Genomic DNA, 18,285 nt, shown 5'->3' on the forward strand with positions numbered 1-18,285 from the left:
GGGGAGGAGGCGAACGGTGACTGACGAGGTGCCGGTGTTGATCGTCGGCGGCGGACTGGCCGGACTGACCGCCGCGCTCTTCCTCGGGCTGCACGGGGTCCGGCCGCTGCTGGTGGAAAAACATCCGACCACGTCGGCCGTGATGAAGGCCAGGGGCCAGTACCCGCACGTGATGGAGGCGCTGGCGATCGGCGGCGTGGCCGAGCGGGTGCGGGCGGCGGGCCCCGGCGGCAGCGAGGACTTCTACATGGTCGTCGCGAAGTCGCTGGCCGGTCCGGTGCTGCACAGCATCATGACCAACGGGGAAATGTCGATGCGGCACGTTTCCCCGCAGGAATGGGCGATGGCGAGCCAGGAGCGCACCGAGCCGATCCTGGCCGACCGGGCGCGCGAACTCGGGGCCGACCTGAGGTTCTCCACCGAACTCGTCTCGTTCGAGCAGGACGCCAGCGGCGTCACCGCGGTGCTGCGGGAGAACGGGGCGGAGCGGACAGTGCGGGCCGGTTACCTGGTCGGCGCGGACGGGCGGCGCAGCCCGGTCCGCGAGGGCGCGGGCATCGGTTCGCACGGCCGCGGTGTGCTGGGGCATCTGCTGCGGGTGTTCTTCGACGCCGACATGTCCGGTCCGCTCGCCGACCTCGAAGGCGTGGCGGAAGGCGAGCGGTTCGCTCTCTTCCATCTGCTGGAAGACAGCATGCCCGGGGTTTTCTACACCACGGACGTGCCGGGGCGGTACGGCTACATCCGCGGGCTGACCGACGAGCCCGTCGACTGGCGGGACTGGCCGCCGGAACGCGCGGCCGGGCTGGTCCGGCGCGGGCTCGGGATGCCGGAGCTGGAGGTGGCCGGGGTCGGCGAGACGCCGCTGGTGGAGAGCATCGCGGACCGGTTCACCGAGGGCAGGGTGCACTTGATCGGCGACGCGGCGAAGGTCGTCCCGGCCCCGGGCGGGCTCGGCGGCAGCACCGCGATCATGGACGGGTTCTACCTCGCGTGGAAGCTGGCGGCGGTGCTCCGGGGCGAGGCCGGTCCGGGATTGCTGGACAGCCACGACGCGGAACGCAGGCCGGTCGCGGAGATGATCGCCGAGCAGCAGTTCGCGAACACCCTGCAACGGCTCGCGCCGGGGCTGGACGACGGGACCGCGGCGGAGATCATCAGCCCGGTGACGCAGGTCTTCGGCTACCGGTACGCGCACGGCGCGGTGGTGCGGGAGCCGGACGACGAGGGCGAATTGCTGGAGGACCCGACGAAACCGACCGGACGCCCGGGATCGCGGGCGCCCGATGTCCCGCTGGGGCCCGGTGCCGAGGCGGATTCGACGATCGGGCTGTTCGGGCGCGGGTTCGTGCTGCTGGCCGGGCCCGCCGAGGCGCGGCTGCTGGACTCGGTGCCGGAGATCGCCGAACGGCTGGGAATTCCCTTGCGGGGCTTCCGGATCGGCGGTTCCGCCGCGGATCGGTGGGCGCGGGCGTACGGGGTGACTGACGCCGGGGCGGTGCTGGTTCGCCCGGATCGGTTCATCGCGTGGCGGGCGCCGGGGCAGTCCGCGCCAGCGGAGTTGGAACGGGCGTTGCGCATCGTCCTGGACCGAGGTGCGGAATGATCCTGGTGACGGGAGCGACCGGCACGGTCGGCGGCGCGGTGCTCGCCCGGTTGCGGGCGGACGGCGTACCGGCGACGGCGCTGACCCGCTCCCCGGAAAAGGCGGACTTGCCACCGGGGACGCGGGTGGTCGGCGGTGACCTGGGTGTGCCGGAGAGCCTGCCGCCGGCGCTCGACGGGATCGACAGCGTGTTCCTGATGTCGCCCGGACACTGCAAGGCGATCCACGACGCGAACCTGGTCAAAGCGGCCGCGGACGCCGGAGTGAAGCGGATCGTGCAGCTGTCTTCCGCCGGAGTCGCCGAAGCGGAGGAATCGGGGCAGGACAACGCGCTCGCGGCCTGGCACCGCGACGCGGAGGACGCCCTTCGCGCCTCCAGTCTGGAATGGACGATCCTGCGGCCGGGCGAGTTCATGTCGAATGCGCTGGCCTGGGCGGGATCGATCAGCGCGGACGGGACCGCCGCCACGCCGGCGCCGGACCTCGTGCAGGCTCCGATCGATCCGGCCGACATCGCCGCGGTGGCGGTGGAAGCGCTGTGCGGGCACGGACATGCGGGCAAGACGTACGACCTGAGCGGGCCGGAGCAGCTCAGCGCGGCGGGCCAGATCGCGGTCCTCGGCGAGGTGCTGAACCGGGACATCGAGGTCCGGCGGGTTTCTCTCGCGCAGCACCGGGCGGCGATGCTGCGGAAGCATCCGGAGGAAACCGTCGCCGGGGTGCTGGAATCGCTGGAACAGGCGCTGGCCTGGCCCGGAAACGTGCGCGCGGAATGCGTGCCGACCGTTTCCGAAGTGCTCGGCCGCCCGGCGGCGACTTTCCGGGAATGGGCCGTGCGGCACGCGCCCGCGTTTTCCTGAGCGCGTTTTCTACAGCGGCTCCTTAGTTTTCCTGTACCGGCCGCTGAAAGAATAAGCGAAGGGCCGGAACTGTCCGGTCCGGTCTCGGCTGGCAGCGCGGCTGGCCGGCATTCGGCTGGCCGCCGCGAGGCGGTCCCGTCAAGGGAAGGTGTGGACAATCCATGTCGAACGCCCGACGCGTCGTGATCACCGGGATCGGGGTCATGGCTCCGGGTGGCGGCGGCGCCAAGGAGTTCTGGGACCTGATCTCCGCCGGCCGGACCGCGACCCGCCGGATCACGCTGCTCGACCCCGAACCGTACCGGTCGCAGGTGGCCGGCGAATGCGATTTCGACCCGGCGGCGCACGGCCTCGGGCCGCAGGAGATCCGCCGGATGGACCGGGCCGCGCAATTCGCGGTGGTCGCCGCGCGCGAAGCGGTGGCCGACAGCGAACTGGAATTCGCCTCGCTCGATCCCGGCCGGATCGGCGTCGCGCTCGGCAGCGCGGTCGGCTGCACGATGAAACTCGAAGAGGAATACGTCGTCATCAGCAACGGCGGCCGGATGTGGCTGACCGACCACGAATACGCGGTGCCGCATTTCTACGACTATTTCGTGCCCAGTTCGCTGGCGGCGGAGGTGGCGTGGACGGTCGGGGCCGAGGGACCGGCCTCGGTCGTTTCCGCCGGATGCACTTCGGGACTCGATTCGGTCGGCTACGCGGCGGATCTGCTCCGCGACGGCGAGGCCGACGTGGTGATCACCGGTGCGACGGACGCGCCGATCGCCGGCATCACGCTGGCCTGTTTCGACGCGATCAAGGCCACCACGCCGCGCAACGACGAACCGGCCACCGCGTCGCGGCCGTTCGACCGCAGCCGCAACGGATTCGTGCTGGGCGAAGGCTCCGCGATGTTCGTGCTCGAAGAGTACGAGCACGCGCGGCGCCGCGGAGCGCACATCTACGCCGAGATCTCCGGGTACGCGTCGCGCTGCAACGCCTACCACATGACCGGGCTGCGCGCGGACGGCCGGGAAATGGCGGCCGCGATCACCGCGGCGCTGGACGAGGCCCGGCTGCCGGGGACGGCGATCGACTACATCAACGCGCACGGCTCCGGGACCCGGCAGAACGACCGGCACGAGACCGCCGCGTTCAAGTCGAGCCTCGGCGAGCACGCCTACCGGACCCCGGTCAGCTCGATCAAGTCGATGGTCGGGCATTCGCTCGGCGCGATCGGCTCGATCGAGATCGCCGCCTGCGCGCTCGCCATCGAGCACGGGATCGTGCCGCCGACGGCGAATCTGCACGAAGCGGACCCGGAATGCGACCTGGACTACGTGCCGCTCGCGGCGCGGGAACGGCGGCTCGACGCGGTGCTGAGCGTCGGGAGCGGGTTCGGCGGGTTCCAGAGCGCGATGGTGCTGACCCGCCCGGTCGGGGCGGCGTCGTGACCGGCAACGCGGTGGTCACCGGAATCGGCGTCACCGCGCCGAACGGCATGGGCGTGGACGAGTTCTGGTCGGCGACGCTCGAAGGCCGCAGCGCCATCGGCCCGATCACCCGTTTCGACCCGAGCCGGTACCCGTCCTCACTGTTCGGCGAGATCCCGGACTTCCGGGTGCGGGAGCACCTGCCGAGCCGGCTCGTGCCGCAGACCGACCGGATGACGCAGCTCGCGCTGGTCGCCGCGGACTGGGCGCTGGCCGACGCGAAGGCCGAGGCCGCGGAGTTCGACGAGTTCTCGATGGGCGTGGTCACCGCGAGCGCGTCCGGCGGCTTCGAATTCGCCCAGCACGAGCTGGAGAAGCTGTGGAGCAAGGGCAGCGAGTACGTCAGCGCCTACCAGTCGTTCGCGTGGTTCTACGCGGTCAACACCGGCCAGATCTCGATCCGCAACGGGATGCGGGGTCCCAGCGGCGTGGTGGTGACCGACCAGGCGGGCGGGCTGGACGCGGTCGCGCAGGCGACCCGGCAGCTGCGCAAGGGAGTGCGGCTGGTGGTCACCGGCGGCGTCGACGGTTCGCTGTGCCCGTGGGGCTGGGTGGCCCAGCTCGCCACGGGTTCGCTGACCCGGGCCGTCGACCCGGAGCAGGGCTACCGGCCGTTCAGCGCGGAGGCCGACGGTTTCGTGCCGGGCGAGGGCGGAGCCATCCTCGTTGTGGAGGACCAGGAAGCGGCCAAAGAGCGCGGGGCGCGGTGCTACGGCGAGATCTCCGGGTACGCGGCGACTTTCGACCCGAAGCGGGGCAGCGGCCGCGAACCAGGGCTGCGACGCGCGATCGAACTCGCGCTTGACCGAGCCGAGGCGACTCCGGACGAGATCGACGTGGTTTTCGCGGACGCGGCCGGAATCCCGGACCTGGACCGGATCGAGAGCGCCGCGATCGCCGCGGTGTTCGGACTGCGCGGGGTTCCGGTGACCGCGCCGAAAACGATGACCGGACGGCTCTATTCGGGCGCCGCTTCGCTCGATCTGGCGAGCGCCCTGCTGTCCATCCGGGACCAGGTCGTCCCGCCGACGCTGTACGTCGCGGAGCCTGCCCCGGAGCACCCGATCGACCTGGTGCGGGACACGCCGCGGGAAGCCGAGGTCGGCGCCGCGCTGGTGCTGGCCCGCGGCCGCGGCGGCTACAACTCGGCCATGGTCGTCCGGGCACCGAAGTGACCACCGAGCGGAAGGACCCTGAAATGGCGGAATTCACCCTGGAAGCCCTCAAACGCGTGATCCGCGAGGTCGCGGGCGAGGAAGAGGGCGTCGATCTGGACGGCGAGATCGCGACCGCGACGTTCGAGGAACTCGGCTACGACTCGCTCGCGCTGCTGGAGGCCTCGGCCCGGATCCAGCGCGAGTACGGCGTCGTGCTCTCCGACGACGACGTCACCGCGGTCGGTTCCCCGGCCGAGCTGGTGGAGCTGGTGAACAAAGGCCTGAACGTCACGGCGGGCTGAGCGGGCCGGCCGAGCAGGAAGGAGCTTCATGTGACGGGAACTCTGATGCACCGCGCCGCCGCCGGCCCGGCCGAATGGGTCGTCTGCGCCGGCTGCCGCGACCTGATCTACGGCAAACGGCTGTCCCGCTCCCTCGGCGTGTGCCCGGAATGCGGGCGGCACGGCCGGGTGCCCGCCCCGGAACGGCTAGCCCAGCTGCTCGACCCGGGTTCGGCCGAACTGCTCGGCTTCCGGGCCGCGGACGCCGATCCGCTGGGTTTCGTCGACTTCAAGCCGTATCCGCGGCGGCTCGCGGAAGCACGCCGCGAGACCGGGCTCGACGAGGCGGTGCTGTGCGCTCGCGGGAAGATCGAGGGCCAGCCGGTGGTCGTGGCGGCGATGGACTTCCGGTTCATGGGCGGCAGCCTCGGCTCGGCGGTCGGCGAACTCATCACCCAGGCCGCCGAGGAAGCGCTGCGCACCCGGACCCCGCTGCTGGTGGTGACCGCCTCCGGCGGCGCCCGGATGCAGGAGGGCGCGCTGTCGCTGATGCAGATGGCCAAGACCAGCCAGGCGTTCGCGCAGCTCGACGAGGCAGGGGTGCTCACCGTTTCGCTGATCACCGACCCGACGTTCGGCGGGGTCGCAGCCTCGTTCGCCTCGCTGTCCGACGTGCTGGTCGCGGAACCGGGCGCGCGGATGGGCTTCGCCGGGCGGCGGGTGATCGAGCAGACCATCCGCCAAGAGCTGCCGCCGGACTTCCAGACCGCCGAATTCCTGCTCGCCCACGGGCTGGTCGACCTGATCTGCCCGCGCGGCGAACTGCGGAGCACGATCGGCAGGCTGCTGTCGGCGGGCAACCGGCACGTCGCGCCTTCCGGTCCGGCGGCGGAGATCGGCGACGCGCTGGTGCGGGATCCGGGCGCGCTCGAGGCCCGGGATCCGTGGCAGGCGGTGCGGTCGGCGCGGGCGCTGGACCGGCCGACCACGAGGGACTACTTCCACCGGATCCTGGACGAGTTCGTCGAACTGCACGGCGACCGGCTGTCGGCCGACAGCCCTTCGCTGGTCGGCGGATTCGGCCGGATCGGCGGCCTCCCGGTCCTGGTGCTCGGCCATCAGAAGGGCCACGACGCGAACGAACTCGCCGCGGCGGGCTTCGGGATGCCGCAGCCGAGCGGCTACCGGAAGTCCGCGCGGCTCATGCGGATCGCGGCCAAGCTGGGACTGCCGGTGATCGCCTTGGTGGACACCCCCGGCGCGCATCCCGGCGTGGAGGCCGAGGAACAGGGACAGGCCATCGCGGTCGCGGAAAACCTGCGCCTGATGGCGGGGCTGCCGGTGCCGATCGTCGCGGTGGTGACCGGCGAAGGCGGCAGCGGCGGGGCGCTCGCACTCGCGGTCGCGGACACGGTGCTGATCTGGGAACACGCGGTGTACTCGGTGATCAGCCCGGAAGGCTGTGCGGCCATCCTGTGGAAGGACGCGCAGGCCGCGCCGGAGGCCGCCGCCGCGCTCGGCGTGAGCGCGGAACGGTTGCTGGGCCTCGGCGTGGTGGACGCGGTGATCCGCGAACCGGCAGGCGGCGTCCAGGCCGATCACCATCTCGCCGCCGAGCGCCTGCGTGCCGTGCTGCTCGGCGAACTGGCCCGGCTGGGCGAGCAGGAGCAGATGGAACTGCTCACCCGGCGCCACGCCCGGTTCCGCCGGTTCGGTGCCGCGCACCGCGGGACGGACTCCCGCCGAGAGGACGGGGGCCTCACCGCATGACCGACGACGAGCGCACGACAGACAATCCCGAACTCCTGCGGCTGGTGGACGCGGTCTGCACGCACGCGTCCGGGCTGCTTTCCGGTGTGCGGCAGCCGCCGGCGGTCCTGCGGTTGCGCGCGGCGGATGTCGCGGTGGAGCTGGAATGGCCGGTCGCGGCGAACGGCCAGACGGTGGCGGCCGGGTCTTCGGCGGTGCTTCCGGCCGAGGAGACCGTCGACGATCTCGAATACCTGCTCGCGCAGACAGTCGGCGTTTTCTACCACGCTCCCGAGCCTGGCGCGAAGCCGTTCGTCAGCGAAGGAGACCTGGTCGCGCCGGGGAAACAGGTCGGCATCATCGAGGCGATGAAGATGATGATCCCGGTGGAGGCCGACCGGCACGGCCGGATCGCGGCGGTGCTGACCGAGAACGGGGCGCCGGTCGAGTACGGGGCCCGGCTGTTCGCCCTCGCGCAGGACGGCTGACGAGGTTCCCGTGTCCGCTGACAGCAACGACGAGGAGCGGCCGTGTTCGGTTCGGTACTGATCGCAAACCGGGGCGAGATCGCCCTCCGGGTGGCCCGGACGTGCCGGGAACTCGGCATCCGGTCGATCGCCGTGTACTCCGCCGCCGACGAGGACTCCGCCGTGGTCCGGTTCGCCGACGAGGCCGTCCGGATCGGGCCGGCCGCGGCGAAGGCGAGCTATCTCTACATTCCGGCGGTGATCGAGGCGGCGCTGAAAACCGGGGCCGAAGCCGTGCACCCCGGGTACGGGTTCCTTTCCGAGGAACCGGATTTCGCCGAGGTCTGCGCGAGCAACGGGCTCACGCTGATCGGCCCGCCCGCCGACGTGATCCGGAAGCTCGGCGACAAGGTCGAAGCCAGGACGCTGATGGCGGGCACCGGGATGCCGCTGCTGCCGGGCAGTCTCGAACCGGTCGCGGCCGCCGACGAGGCCCGGCGGATCGCCGACGGCATCGGCTATCCGGTGATCCTCAAGCCCGCGGCGGGCGGCGGCGGAAAGGGCATGCAGGTCGTGTCCGAACCCGGCGAATTCGCCTGGAAATACGGCGAGACGACCAGGACCGCGCTCGCGCTGTTCGGCGACGCGCGGGTGTATCTCGAGCGGTACCTGAACCCGGCGCGGCACGTGGAGATCCAGGTGCTGTGCGACACCCACGGCAACGGCGTGCACCTCGGGGAACGGGACTGCTCGGTGCAGCGGCGGCACCAAAAACTGGTCGAGGAGACCCCGGCGCCGGGCCTCGACCCGGAGCTGCTGGCCGAGATGGGCCGGGTCGCGGTGCGCAGCGCGCTCGCCGCTGGCTACGTCGGCGCGGGCACGTTCGAGTTCCTGGTCGGGCCGGACGGCGCGTTCTCGTTCATGGAGGTCAACAGCCGGATCCAGGTCGAGCATCCGGTGACCGAGATGGTCACCGGACTGGACCTGGTGCGCGAGCAGATCCGGATCGCGGCCGGGCTGCCGCTGGGGTTCTCCCAGGAGGACGTCGTGCGGCGCGGCTGCGCGATCGAATGCCGGATCAACGCCGAGGACCCGGACCGGGATTTCGTCCCCGCCCCGGGAACGCTGACCGAGTTCGTGCCGGCGGGCGGGCCGTTCGTACGGGTGGACACGCACGGCTACGCCGGATACCGGGTGCCGGGGGCTTACGACTCGCTGCTGGCCAAGCTGGTGGTGTGGGCGCCGGATCGCGCGCAGGCGATCGCCCGGATGCGGCGGGCGCTCGGGGAGTTCCGGATATCCGGCCCGGGGATCAGCACGACGGCCGGGTTCTTGGCGGAGCTGCTGGACCATCCCGCTTTTCGGTCGGCTGCGCACAGCACGTCGCTCGTGGACGAGATCCGGTCTGCGTCGCAGGCTGCCTGAGTGTGCGCGGGCTGGCTCCCGCTGAGGTCCGTGAAGGACTCCTTGAGGGAATCAGATTCCCTCAAGGAGTCCTTCACGGACAGTTGCATCGGGTACGGGTCCGTCGATCAGGCGTGGCAGACCGGAAGCCCGCCGTGGTGGGCGACCATCTCGCCGAAGATCCCGGCCACGTCCAGCGGTACCCCGGGCGCGGCGCCGCGGTGTTCGGCGAACGCCCGGTGCAGGTTCGCCACCAGCCGCTCGGAATCCAGCAGACCCGCGAACTCGCCGAGATCCGTCTTGGGGGCGGCTTCGAGCGGGGTGTGCCCGGCGGCGATCGCATCCGCGGCGATCCCTTGCAGCCAGCGGAGATACCGGGCGTTCGCGTCGAGCACCTCGGGCCCGGTCACCGGGCCGTGGCCGCAGACCACCGTCTCCGCGGGCAGTTCGCTAAGACGCTCCAGGACCGCCAGCGACGCGGAGACCGAGCCCATCAGCACGAACGGCGTGCAGCCGGACAACGCGATGTCGCCGCTGAACAGCACGCGCTCCTCGGGCAGCCACACCACTACGTCGTTAGTGGTGTGGGCGGTGCCGAAATGCAGCAGCTCGATCCGCCGGCCGTCGCGGTGCAGCACGAGGCGTTCGGAGAACGTCGTGGTCGCCGGTTTCAGCACCACGTCTCCCCATTCCACGCCGGGCCACAGGTTTTGCAGCGCGAGGCCGTTTTCGATCGCCTCGGCGCGGCCCAATTCGTGCGCGATGATTTCCGTGTCCGGGCCGAAGACGAAATTTCCGAAGGTGTGATCGCCGTGGCTGTGGGTATTGACGATGGTGCGCGGCCGGACGTCGGTGACGGTGCCGATCGCGGCGCGCAGCGCGCGAGCCCTCGATTCGGTGGCTGCGGTGTCGATCACCGTGGTGTCCTCGGCCGAGAGGATTACGCCGGCGTTGTTCAGGCACCATCCGCCGTCCGGTTGCACATACGCGAAAACGCCGTCCGCGATTTCGGCCAGGTTCGGGCGCGTCACATTCCCTCCAGCACGGGAAGGGCGTGGCCTTTGCGGTCGAGGCTGACGTGCCGGCTCCGCACCAGCCAGCCGTCGCCGTGCCGCAGCAGCACGTCCTGGCACACCGTGCTCGCCCACACCCGGCTGGTGTCTTCCGGCAAGGTTTCCACCACCAGCACATAGGAACGCGCGAGGACCGTGCCGTCCGGCCGCCGGTCCGCGTGCAGTCCAGTCAGCAGGTGCCGGTGCACGGCTCCCCGGCGGCGGCGCTCGTCGACCCCGGCCCGGGTCAGCTTTTCGATCGCGGTGCGGCCTTCGAGCGGTTCCGGCAGTCCGGTGGAGGCGAAGACGCCGTCATCGGCGAACGTGTCCAGCCATTCCGCTACCCGGTTTTCGTCGAGCAGGAACATCTGCCGCGCGTAGAAGTGCTGAATATCCTGGAGAACGTCGCCGGAAACCGGATTCAGCTCTGAAGCAAGACTCGTCATGGCATTCCTTTGCGGTCGACGGAGCGTCCGCGACGATGTTCGCAAAACCCGCTGGAGTGCCGGTAAACGCGCGGGTCCTTACCGGTCTTCTACCCGGAACTCACCGGAGCCGGAGAAGCTGGGACGGGAAGATTTCGCCCGAGGAGAAAGGACCGCGATGACCCGGGGAGAGAAGCAGCATGCGATCGTGACCGGAGGGACGAGCGGCATCGGGCTCGCGGTGGCGGCCGCGCTCGCGTCCGGCGGGTTCCGGGTGTTCCTGTGCGGACGGGACAAACAACGCGTCGTCGACACAGTGGCGGATCTGCGGGCCAAGGGCTTCGACGCCGACGGGACCGCGTGCGACGTGCGCAACGGCACCGCGGTCAAGGACCTCGTGCGCAGTGCGACCGAACGGTTCGGCCCGGTCGACGTGCTGGTGAACAACGCGGGCCGGCCGGGCGGCGGGCCGACCGCACAGCTCACCGACGAGGTGTGGACGGACGTCATCGACACCAACCTCAACAGCGTTTTCCTGGTCACCCGCGAGGTGCTGAACGCGGGCGGGATGCTCGGCCGCGGCCGGGGCCGGGTCATCAACATCGCGTCGACCGGCGGGAAACAAGGCGTGGTGCTCGGCGCGCCGTATTCGGCTTCGAAACACGGCGTCGTCGGCTTCACCAAGGCGCTCGGGCTGGAACTGGCGAAAACCGGCGTGACCGTGAACGCGGTCTGCCCCGGCTACGTGGAAACCCCGATGGCCGGCCACATCCGCGGGAATTACGCGCGGATCTGGGACACCACCGAGGAGGACGTGCTTGAGCGGTTCGAGGCGAAAATCCCGCTCGGCCGCTACACGACGCCGGAGGAGGTTGCCGGTCTCGTTTCCTATCTGACCACCGACACCGCGGCTCCGATCACCGCGCAGGCGATCAACGTCTGCGGCGGGCTCGGGAACTACTGATGGCGGCCCCGGAGCGCGTCGTCCACGAGCAGACCGTGTCCCTGCCCGCCGACGCGGTCTACGCGCTGATCGCCGACGTGACCAGGTGGCCGGTGCTGTTCGGGCCGACGGTGCACGTCGAGCATCTGGAACAGGGCGAGGGCACCGAACGGTTCCGGATCTGGGCCACCGCCAAGGGCGAGGTGAAGAACTGGACCTCCTTCCGCAGGCTGGACCCGGTGCGCCGGACGATCGACTTCCGCCAGGAGGTGTCGCAGCCGCCGGTGGCCCGGATGGGCGGCTCCTGGCGGATGGAGGACCTGGACGGGCAGCGGACGCGCGTGGTGTTCGGGCACGAATACCGGGCGATCGACGACGATCCGGCCAGTCTCGCGTGGATTTCCGAAGTGGTGGACCACAACAGCAAGGCGGAGCTGGCGTCGCTGGAGGACTCCGCGCGGCGGGGCCTTGGCTTGGACGCGCGGACAGTGTCCTTTGCGGACACTCGTACGGTGCCGGGCGAAGCCGCCACGGTGTGCGAATCGGTGTACCGGCAGCAGGATTGGCGCGGCACGGACCTGGCGGTGCTGCCGAGGCTGATCGCCGGCAAACGGTCTTCGCCGCCGCCCGGGATTTCCGCCTGCCTTGAGCGGTGGACGTTCGACGAAACGGCTGAGGGAGTCAAGATGACGTTGCGGCACACCGTCGTCGTGGAGAAACCGGAACTCGCTGAGTCGGCGGTGGCTCCGCTGCGCGCGCAGGCCGCGGACCGGCTGCAGGCGGTGGGCGCGTGACCGCGGTGGTGGTGACCGGGGCCGGGTCGGGCATCGGCCGCGCGGTCGCCCACGGTTTCGCTGACGAAGGCGCCAACGTGCTGGCGATCGGGCGGACGGAAAGCAAACTCGCCGAGACCGCCCGGAACCGGCCGGAGATCCGCTCGCTCGTCGCGGACATCACCGCCGACGGCGCGGCGGACCGGATCGCGGAGGCCGCGGCGGCTGAGTTCGGCCAGATAGACGTGCTGGTGAACAACGCGGCCGTCGTGACGCGGGCCCCGCTCGGCGGCATCGACGCGAAACAGGCCCGCGAGCAGGTGGAGACGAACCTGGTCGCCCCCTTGCTGCTGACCCAGGCCTGCCTGCCCTGGCTCCGGCTCAGCCACGGCACGGTCGTCAACGTCAGCACGTCGGGCGCGGTCCGGGGCTGGCCGATGAACTCGGTGTACGGCGCGAGCAAGGCCGGGCTGGATTTCCTGACCCGGACCTGGGCGGTCGAACTGGCGCGGGACGGGGTGCGCGTGGTGTCCGTGGCACCCGGCCCGGTCGAAACCGAGATCGCGGAGAACGCGGGGTTTTCTCCCGAGCAGATCCTGCGGCTGCGGGAGACGCAGCGCGCGAAGGTGCCGCTGGGCCGGATCGGCCGTCCCGAGGAAATCGCTTGGTGGGTGCGGACCTTGTCTCGTCCGGAGGCCGGCTTCGCGACCGGCGTCGTCCTGGCGGTGGACGGCGCGGCGAGCGTCGCGATGTGACCGCCGGACGCGGGAAGGGGCCGGGAGCAACGTCGCTCCCGGCCCCTTCCCGCGCTCCCGGTGCAAGTCAGGCCACCGCGGCGGCCCCGTCCTGCACGACGGTGGCGATGTGCGGGTCGCCCTTGATGAGCGGGAACACCTTGCTCACCCGGGCGTGGAACTCCGGGTCCTTCATCGCCCGGTCCAGGGATTCGCGGTCGGTCCATTCGGCGACGTTGAAGTAGACCTTCGGGTCGTTGACGGCGCGCAGGAATTTGTAGCTGACCAGGCCCGGCTGCTCCAGCATGAATTCGGCGACCTTCGCGTACGCCGATTCCAGCTCCTCGGCCGATCCGGTGAGGATGAGCTTGTTCATGAAGACGACCACAGCGCGGCTCCTTCGGCAATGCTCGGAACGGGACTGCGACCATCACAGCACCGGCGGGTGAGGTCTCGGTGGAACCGCGGTAAGGCGGGCGGCCAGCGGTGGTCAGGCTCCGATCATCGTCACGACGCCGGACACCACGATCAGGCCGACGATCGCCCGGTCGAACACCGCGCGCGGGACCCGGCCGACGAGGCGGCCGCCGAGGATGTTCCCGGCCAGCGCGGCCAGCACCAGGACCGGCAGCCGGGCGCCGAGGTCGGTGGTGTCGAACTGGCCCGCGGTGACCAGGAGGAGCAGCGACAGGCAGTTCGTCACCACGAAGTAGCCCGCGAGATCGCCGACGAAGGTTCTCGGCGGGACTTTCGCGGACGCCAGCAGGACCGCCGGGGGCGCGCCGTTGAGGGAGGTGGTGGTGGAGAGATAGCCGCCCAGCAGGCCGGCGACGGTTTGCCTGACCGTGGTCGCGGGGTGGGCCTGGCGGGTCGGGCGGAGCAGCAGGCGCAGTCCGGAAAGGACGACGACGGTGCCTGCCAGGACGCGGAGGGCGTGCGGCGGGAGCAGGTGCAAGGTGAGCGCTCCGGCGGCGGCACCGGGAAGGCTGGCTGCGCCGAGGATGGCCACGCGACGCCAGTCGATGTGGTTTCGTTCGCGGTGGAGCACGGCGAGCCGGGTGATCATGGTGGTGATCAGGTTGATCACCACCACCTGCGGCAGCGGGAGCCCGATGAGCAGGAGCAGGGGAGTGCCGACCAGGGACGCGCCGAATCCGGTCAGGCCGCCGATGAAACCCGCGAAGGCGACGGCCAGTGCGGCGAGGATCATGCGACGACCGCCTGGCCGACCAAAGCGAGCGACAGCACGGCGAGGATTCCGAGCACGATCCGCCGGACGTCCCCGCCGCCGTGCCGGTACAGCCAGGTTCCGGCGCCGATCCCGGCCAGCGCGATGGGCAGGAACAGCGCGGTCTGCAGGAGGACGTCGCCGGTGAGCAGCCCGCCGCCGGCGGCGGTGCCGACGGTCATCAGGTCGGCCGCCAGGAAGAAGACCACCAGGCTCGCGCGGTTCACCGCCATCGGCAGCGGGGACGCGAGGTACATCAGGACGACCGGCGGGCCGCCCATTCCGCAGGCACCGTTGAGAACTCCGAAAGCGGTGCCCATCCCGGCGCACGCGGCGCGGCCGGGCAGACGCCGGGTCCGGCGGCTGAAAGCCAGGGCCAGCGCGGAAATTCCGACGACCAGTCCGACGGTCAGCCTGGTCGCGCGTTCCGGGAGCGCGGCCAGGAACCAGATGCCCATCGGCAGCCCGGCGAGCGCGCCGAGGAGGAGCCAGCGCACGGACGGGCGGTGCGCGTCCGGCCAGGCCTTGGGCAGCAAGGTCACGCTGGAGGCTACTTCGAGCAGGAGCGTGCTCGGGACGACGGCCGGCGGCGGCAGGACCAGGCACAGGCAGCTCACCCACACCAAGGACGCGCCGAAGCCGGAGTAGCCGCGGATCAGGCCCCCGGCCAGCAAGGCGGCGATGGCGAACGCCATCGCCGCCGGGGGCAGCTGCCAGAACGTCATCGGCGGGCCGGGGGCGACGGGTGCGGCATCTGACCTCCCTGCGACGAACGGACGGCTTCACCTTGAGGCACGTCTGGTCACAGCGGTAGGTCCAGAACCGCGGCATCGCGGGGCGCCAGACCGGTCAGGTCGAGGCGACGCCCGCCTCGCCCCGGGACGCGTCCGTCTCGGCCGTCGCCGCCGGTCCGGCCGGACGGCGCTTCCGGAACTGGTACGCGATCAGGATCAGCGCCAGCGTCACCGCGCTCAGCCAGAACTGCGACCGGGTCGACGGAAGGAACGCCATCGCCAGGATGACCGCCGCCATCAGGGCGATCGTCGCGTAGCTGAGCCACGGGAACAGCCACATCTTCAGGCTCAGCGCGCCCGGATCGGTGTTCTGCAGCCGCTTGCGCAGCCGGACCTGGGCCAGCGCGATCGCCAGGTACACGAACAGCGCGACCGCCCCGTAGGAGTTCACCAGGAACTGGAAGATCAGGTTCGGCGAGGTGTAGGCCGCGATCACGGAGACGTAGCCGATGACCGTGCCGGCGATGATGGCCCGGCGGGGAACGCCGCTGCGGGACAGCTTGGTGAACATCTTCGGCGCGTCGCCGTTGCGGGTCAGCGCGAACAACATCCGCGACGATGTGTACAGCGCGGAGTTGAGGCACGACAGGACGGCGGTGAGGACGATCGCGTTCATGATCGTCGAGACGGCCGGGATGCCGAGCACGTCGAGGACCGCGGCGTACGGGCTGACCGCGGTGTCCGGCGAGTTCCAGGCCTTGACCGAAACCACCACGAAGACCGAGCCGACGTAGAAGAGCACCACGCGGAACACGATGGAGCGCATGGCCTTGGCGATCGCGCGGCGCGGTTCGGCGGACTCGGCCGCGGCGATGGTGACGATCTCCGCGCCGGTGTAGAAGCCGACGCACGGGACCACCGCGGCCAGCACGGCGCCGATGCCCATGGGAGCGAACCCGCCGTGCGAGACCAGGTTGCTGACGCCGCCGTGCGAACCGGGCCAGACGCCGAACAGGTACAGCGCGCCGACCACCAGGAACACGAGGATCGCGATGACCTTGATCGAGGAGAACCAGTACTCGAACTCGCCGTAGGACCGCGCCGAGACGAGGTTCGTGGCGGTGAGCAGCAGGAGCAGTCCCAGGCTGAGCACCCACAGCGGCACGTTCGGCAGCCACAGCTGCAGGATCCGGCCGCCGGCCACCGCTTCCACGGCGACCACGATCACGAAGAAGTACCAGTACATCCAGCCGACCGTGAAGCCGGCGCGATTGCCCATCGCCTCCCTGGCGTAGACGTAGAACGAGCCGAGCGCGGGCCGCGCGACGGTCATCTCGGCCAGCATCCGCATGATGAGCACGGTGATCAGCCCGGCGATCAGGAACGAGACCACCGCCGCGGGCCCGGCCGACTGGATGACCACGCCGCTGCCGACGAACAGGCCGGCCCCGATCACGCCGCCCAGCGCGATCAGGTTCATGTGGCGTTGCTTGAGACCCGGTTTGAGACCGCTCTGGGCGGCGGTTTCCGGTGCAGAACCCACGTCTCCTCCTTCCGGCGGCGCCGGGGACCTCGATGTCCCCGCGCCGGCCGCCGCCGCGATGTCGCTGAGAGCTGCTGTGTGGTTCCCGTCACCGTAGGAAGAGACAGGCCCCTCCGCGAGAGCCAGATGCTAGCCATGCTCCGGTACCAGAACGACCTGATCCCGGACAGCAGGACGGGCGCCGGGCGCCCTCGGAAACAATGGGGTACCCAGCGCCCGTCGACGCTATCCGCGCGCCCGCGGTCCGGAAGGGACGGCGGGTCGCGAGTGCGGCCGAAACCGCGTCCGCCCAGGCCGAAGGGGGCGGCGGGGCGTGAAGGACCCCTTGCGGGAACCAGAGTCACCCAAGGGGTCCTTCACGGACCGGGTCAGGGCTGAATCGCCTTCTCCACGTCGGTGAGCATGCCGTCGACGCCGTGCAGCAGCTCGTCCAGCACGTCGGTGTCGGCGACCAGCGGGGGCGAGATCATGAGCATCGTCGCGCCCCGGTCGTCGCCGCGGAGGATGACTCCGGTGCGGCGGAACGACTCCGGCAGGACCTCCCGCAGCACGGTCAGCGACTCCTGGTCGGTCAGCTCGCGGCCGCCGTCGCGGTCGGCCATCAGCTCGATCGCGTAGAAGAAGCCGGTGCCGCGGACGTCCTTGACGCACCGGTGCGCGTCCTTCAGCGACTCCAAAGCCGCGTGCAGCTTGGGACCCTCGGACAGGACGTGCTCGGGCACCTTCTCGTCGCGCATCGCGCTGATGTTGGCGACCGCGATCGCCGTCGACACCGGGTGGCCGCCCCACGTCGCGCCGTGCGTGAAGACGCCGCCCTTCGGCGAGTCGTACAGCTCGGTGACCAGCTGCTCGCGCACGATCACGCCGCCGAGCGGGGCGTAGCCCGAGGTGGAGCCCTTGGCGAAGGTGATCAGGTCCGGTACGACGCCGGTGAGGCCGTGGCCGAAGAAGTGGCCGAGCCTGCCGAACGAGCAGATCACCTCGTCCGAGACCAGCAGGATGCCGTACTTGTCGCACAGCGCCCGCAGCGCCGGCCAGTAGCCCTCCGGCGGGACCAGCGCGCCCCGGCCGTTCTGGACCGGCTCGGCGAAGACCGCGGCGACCGTCTCCGGGCCTTCCTCGAGGATGACCGCCTCGATGGCGCGGACGCAGTCCAACTGGTCGGCTGGACCGCAGTCGCCGGTGAGGCCGAGGGTGTTCGGGACGTGCCGGACGCCCGGCAGCAGCGGGCCGAACGGCTCCTTGATCTTGGGCAGGCCGGTGACCGACAGCGCGCCCATGGTCGTGCCGTGGTAGGCCATTTCGCGGCTGATGATCTTCGTCCGCTCCGGGGCGCCCTGGCTGCGGTGGTACTGCCGGACGAACTTCAGCGCGGTTTCGACCGCCTCCGAACCGGAGTTCACGAAGAACGTGGTGCCGAGGTCGCCGGGGGCGAGGTCGGCGATGATCCGGGCGGCCTCGATCGACGGCGGGTGCGCCGAACCCCAGTTGCTGGCGTAGGCGAGCGTGCCGACCTGGTCGGCGGCGGCCTTGGCGATGTCCGCGCGGCCGTGGCCCATGTTGACGCAGAACAGCCCGGCGAGGCCGTCGAGGTGCCGGCGGCCCTCGGTGTCGATGAGATAGCTGCCCTCGCCGCGGACGAACACCGGGAATTCGCTCTGCCAGGTGTCCTTGCGCGTGAAGTGCGGCCCGAGGTGTCGGCGGGCAGTGGCCCGCAGCTCCGTGACGTTCACCTGGCGACCTCCTGTGTGTGCGAGAACGGGAATGTGTCGACGATCGCAATCTTTCTGGCCCCCGCCCAGAGCCAGAAAGCGCCGGATCACTAGGGCCAGATCCGGGGCCGGGACGCGAAAA

The 18,285-nt window shown here is 70.8% G+C and carries 18 protein-coding genes; 11 read left to right on the forward strand and 7 right to left on the reverse strand.

All coding sequences use genetic code 11. The annotated features are described in order from the left end of the window. The first annotated feature begins 16 nt into the window (after positions 1–16). The 8 genes from RPX00_RS35720 to RPX00_RS35755 all read left to right on the forward strand — a co-directional run bounded on the left by RPX00_RS35720 (position 17) and on the right by RPX00_RS35755 (position 9,020). Positions 17–1,606 carry an FAD-dependent monooxygenase gene (locus RPX00_RS35720; protein ID WP_406632012.1) on the forward strand — a complete coding sequence of 530 codons (1,590 nt, stop codon included), beginning with the start codon at positions 17–19 and terminating at the stop codon, positions 1,604–1,606. After that, positions 1,603–2,466 (forward strand): SDR family oxidoreductase, encoded by an 864-nt coding sequence (locus tag RPX00_RS35725; protein WP_406632014.1) that lies wholly within the window; start codon positions 1,603–1,605, stop codon positions 2,464–2,466. The genes RPX00_RS35720 and RPX00_RS35725 overlap by 4 nt, the downstream gene beginning before the upstream one ends. Positions 2,467–2,627: 161 nt before the next feature. Then, complete coding sequence (locus RPX00_RS35730) at positions 2,628–3,902, forward strand: beta-ketoacyl-[acyl-carrier-protein] synthase family protein (RefSeq protein WP_406632016.1); 1,275 nt, start codon at positions 2,628–2,630, stop codon at positions 3,900–3,902. Then, positions 3,899–5,116 carry a ketosynthase chain-length factor gene (locus RPX00_RS35735; RefSeq protein ID WP_406632018.1) on the forward strand — a complete coding sequence of 406 codons (1,218 nt, stop codon included), beginning with the start codon at positions 3,899–3,901 and terminating at the stop codon, positions 5,114–5,116. The genes RPX00_RS35730 and RPX00_RS35735 overlap by 4 nt, the downstream gene beginning before the upstream one ends. A 23-nt stretch (positions 5,117–5,139) precedes the next feature. Then, the gene (locus tag RPX00_RS35740; protein ID WP_406632020.1) at positions 5,140–5,400 is read left to right on the forward strand and encodes an acyl carrier protein; all 261 of its coding nucleotides are present in this window, start codon (positions 5,140–5,142) and stop codon (positions 5,398–5,400) included. A 30-nt stretch (positions 5,401–5,430) separates the two neighbouring features. Continuing rightward, positions 5,431–7,149 carry an acetyl-CoA carboxylase, carboxyltransferase subunit beta gene (gene accD, locus RPX00_RS35745; RefSeq protein WP_406632022.1) on the forward strand — a complete coding sequence of 573 codons (1,719 nt, stop codon included), beginning with the start codon at positions 5,431–5,433 and terminating at the stop codon, positions 7,147–7,149. Continuing rightward, positions 7,146–7,616 carry an acetyl-CoA carboxylase biotin carboxyl carrier protein gene (locus tag RPX00_RS35750; protein ID WP_406632024.1) on the forward strand — a complete coding sequence of 157 codons (471 nt, stop codon included), beginning with the start codon at positions 7,146–7,148 and terminating at the stop codon, positions 7,614–7,616. Before accD ends, RPX00_RS35750 begins: the two co-directional genes overlap by 4 nt. A 42-nt stretch (positions 7,617–7,658) precedes the next feature. Beyond that, positions 7,659–9,020 carry an acetyl/propionyl/methylcrotonyl-CoA carboxylase subunit alpha gene (locus RPX00_RS35755; RefSeq protein WP_406632025.1) on the forward strand — a complete coding sequence of 454 codons (1,362 nt, stop codon included), beginning with the start codon at positions 7,659–7,661 and terminating at the stop codon, positions 9,018–9,020. 107 nt (positions 9,021–9,127) lie between these two features. Here the strand turns inward: RPX00_RS35755 and RPX00_RS35760 are convergent, their stop codons facing one another. Together RPX00_RS35760 and RPX00_RS35765 are read right to left on the reverse strand one after the other, a co-directional pair. Next, a complete protein-coding gene (locus tag RPX00_RS35760; RefSeq protein WP_406632027.1) occupies positions 9,128–10,030 on the reverse strand; it encodes an MBL fold metallo-hydrolase in 903 nt (300 codons plus the stop codon). After that, on the reverse strand, positions 10,027–10,497 hold the full coding sequence (locus RPX00_RS35765; protein WP_406632029.1) for a nuclear transport factor 2 family protein: 471 nt from the start codon (positions 10,495–10,497) through the stop codon (positions 10,027–10,029). Before RPX00_RS35765 ends, RPX00_RS35760 begins: the two co-directional genes overlap by 4 nt. A 187-nt stretch (positions 10,498–10,684) precedes the next feature. On the opposite strand from RPX00_RS35765, the gene RPX00_RS35770 reads away from it, so the two are divergent. Genes RPX00_RS35770 through RPX00_RS35780 form a run of 3 tightly spaced genes read left to right on the forward strand, consistent with a single transcriptional unit; the run spans position 10,685 to position 12,947 of the window. Continuing rightward, positions 10,685–11,440: an SDR family NAD(P)-dependent oxidoreductase gene (locus tag RPX00_RS35770; RefSeq protein ID WP_406632031.1), complete on the forward strand. Its 756-nt coding sequence runs from the start codon at positions 10,685–10,687 to the stop codon at positions 11,438–11,440. Further along, a complete protein-coding gene (locus tag RPX00_RS35775) occupies positions 11,440–12,213 on the forward strand; it encodes an aromatase/cyclase (protein WP_406632033.1) in 774 nt (257 codons plus the stop codon). Before RPX00_RS35770 ends, RPX00_RS35775 begins: the two co-directional genes overlap by 1 nt. Beyond that, complete coding sequence (locus tag RPX00_RS35780; protein ID WP_406632035.1) at positions 12,210–12,947, forward strand: SDR family NAD(P)-dependent oxidoreductase; 738 nt, start codon at positions 12,210–12,212, stop codon at positions 12,945–12,947. The genes RPX00_RS35775 and RPX00_RS35780 overlap by 4 nt, the downstream gene beginning before the upstream one ends. Positions 12,948–13,014: 67 nt before the next feature. Here the strand turns inward: RPX00_RS35780 and RPX00_RS35785 are convergent, their stop codons facing one another. The 5 genes from RPX00_RS35785 to RPX00_RS35805 all read right to left on the reverse strand — a co-directional run bounded on the left by RPX00_RS35785 (position 13,015) and on the right by RPX00_RS35805 (position 18,164). Beyond that, positions 13,015–13,314 carry an antibiotic biosynthesis monooxygenase family protein gene (locus RPX00_RS35785; protein ID WP_378309553.1) on the reverse strand — a complete coding sequence of 100 codons (300 nt, stop codon included), beginning with the start codon at positions 13,312–13,314 and terminating at the stop codon, positions 13,015–13,017. 102 nt (positions 13,315–13,416) lie between these two features. Then, a complete protein-coding gene (locus tag RPX00_RS35790) occupies positions 13,417–14,136 on the reverse strand; it encodes a sulfite exporter TauE/SafE family protein (protein ID WP_406632038.1) in 720 nt (239 codons plus the stop codon). Continuing rightward, the gene (locus tag RPX00_RS35795) at positions 14,133–14,879 is read right to left on the reverse strand and encodes a sulfite exporter TauE/SafE family protein (RefSeq protein ID WP_406632040.1); all 747 of its coding nucleotides are present in this window, start codon (positions 14,877–14,879) and stop codon (positions 14,133–14,135) included. The genes RPX00_RS35790 and RPX00_RS35795 overlap by 4 nt, the downstream gene beginning before the upstream one ends. 124 nt (positions 14,880–15,003) lie before the next feature. Beyond that, positions 15,004–16,368, reverse strand: coding sequence for an amino acid permease (locus RPX00_RS35800; protein WP_406643208.1), 1,365 nt, complete (start codon positions 16,366–16,368; stop codon positions 15,004–15,006). A gap of 431 nt (positions 16,369–16,799) precedes the next feature. After that, positions 16,800–18,164, reverse strand: coding sequence for an aspartate aminotransferase family protein (locus RPX00_RS35805; RefSeq protein WP_406632042.1), 1,365 nt, complete (start codon positions 18,162–18,164; stop codon positions 16,800–16,802). Positions 18,165–18,285: the final 121 nt, after the last annotated feature.

The sequence above is a fragment of the Amycolatopsis sp. WGS_07 genome (assembly GCF_045278895.1).
In the GTDB taxonomy this organism is placed as follows: domain Bacteria; phylum Actinomycetota; class Actinomycetes; order Mycobacteriales; family Pseudonocardiaceae; genus Amycolatopsis.

Bases quoted from the DNA above. Each gene is read 5' to 3' on its own strand.
- RPX00_RS35725 (WP_406632014.1), top strand. From the start codon at position 1,603: ATGATCCTGGTGACGGGAGCGACCGGCACGGTCGGCGGCGCGGTGCTC.
- RPX00_RS35730 (WP_406632016.1), top strand. From the start codon at position 2,628: ATGTCGAACGCCCGACGCGTCGTGATCACCGGGATCGGGGTCATGGCT.
- RPX00_RS35740 (WP_406632020.1), top strand. From the start codon at position 5,140: ATGGCGGAATTCACCCTGGAAGCCCTCAAACGCGTGATCCGCGAGGTC.
- RPX00_RS35750 (WP_406632024.1), top strand. From the start codon at position 7,146: ATGACCGACGACGAGCGCACGACAGACAATCCCGAACTCCTGCGGCTG.
- RPX00_RS35765 (WP_406632029.1), bottom strand. From the start codon at position 10,497: ATGACGAGTCTTGCTTCAGAGCTGAATCCGGTTTCCGGCGACGTTCTC.
- RPX00_RS35775 (WP_406632033.1), top strand. From the start codon at position 11,440: ATGGCGGCCCCGGAGCGCGTCGTCCACGAGCAGACCGTGTCCCTGCCC.
- RPX00_RS35790 (WP_406632038.1), bottom strand. From the start codon at position 14,136: ATGATCCTCGCCGCACTGGCCGTCGCCTTCGCGGGTTTCATCGGCGGC.
- RPX00_RS35795 (WP_406632040.1), bottom strand. From the start codon at position 14,879: ATGACGTTCTGGCAGCTGCCCCCGGCGGCGATGGCGTTCGCCATCGCC.
- RPX00_RS35800 (WP_406643208.1), bottom strand. From the start codon at position 16,368: ATGAACCTGATCGCGCTGGGCGGCGTGATCGGGGCCGGCCTGTTCGTC.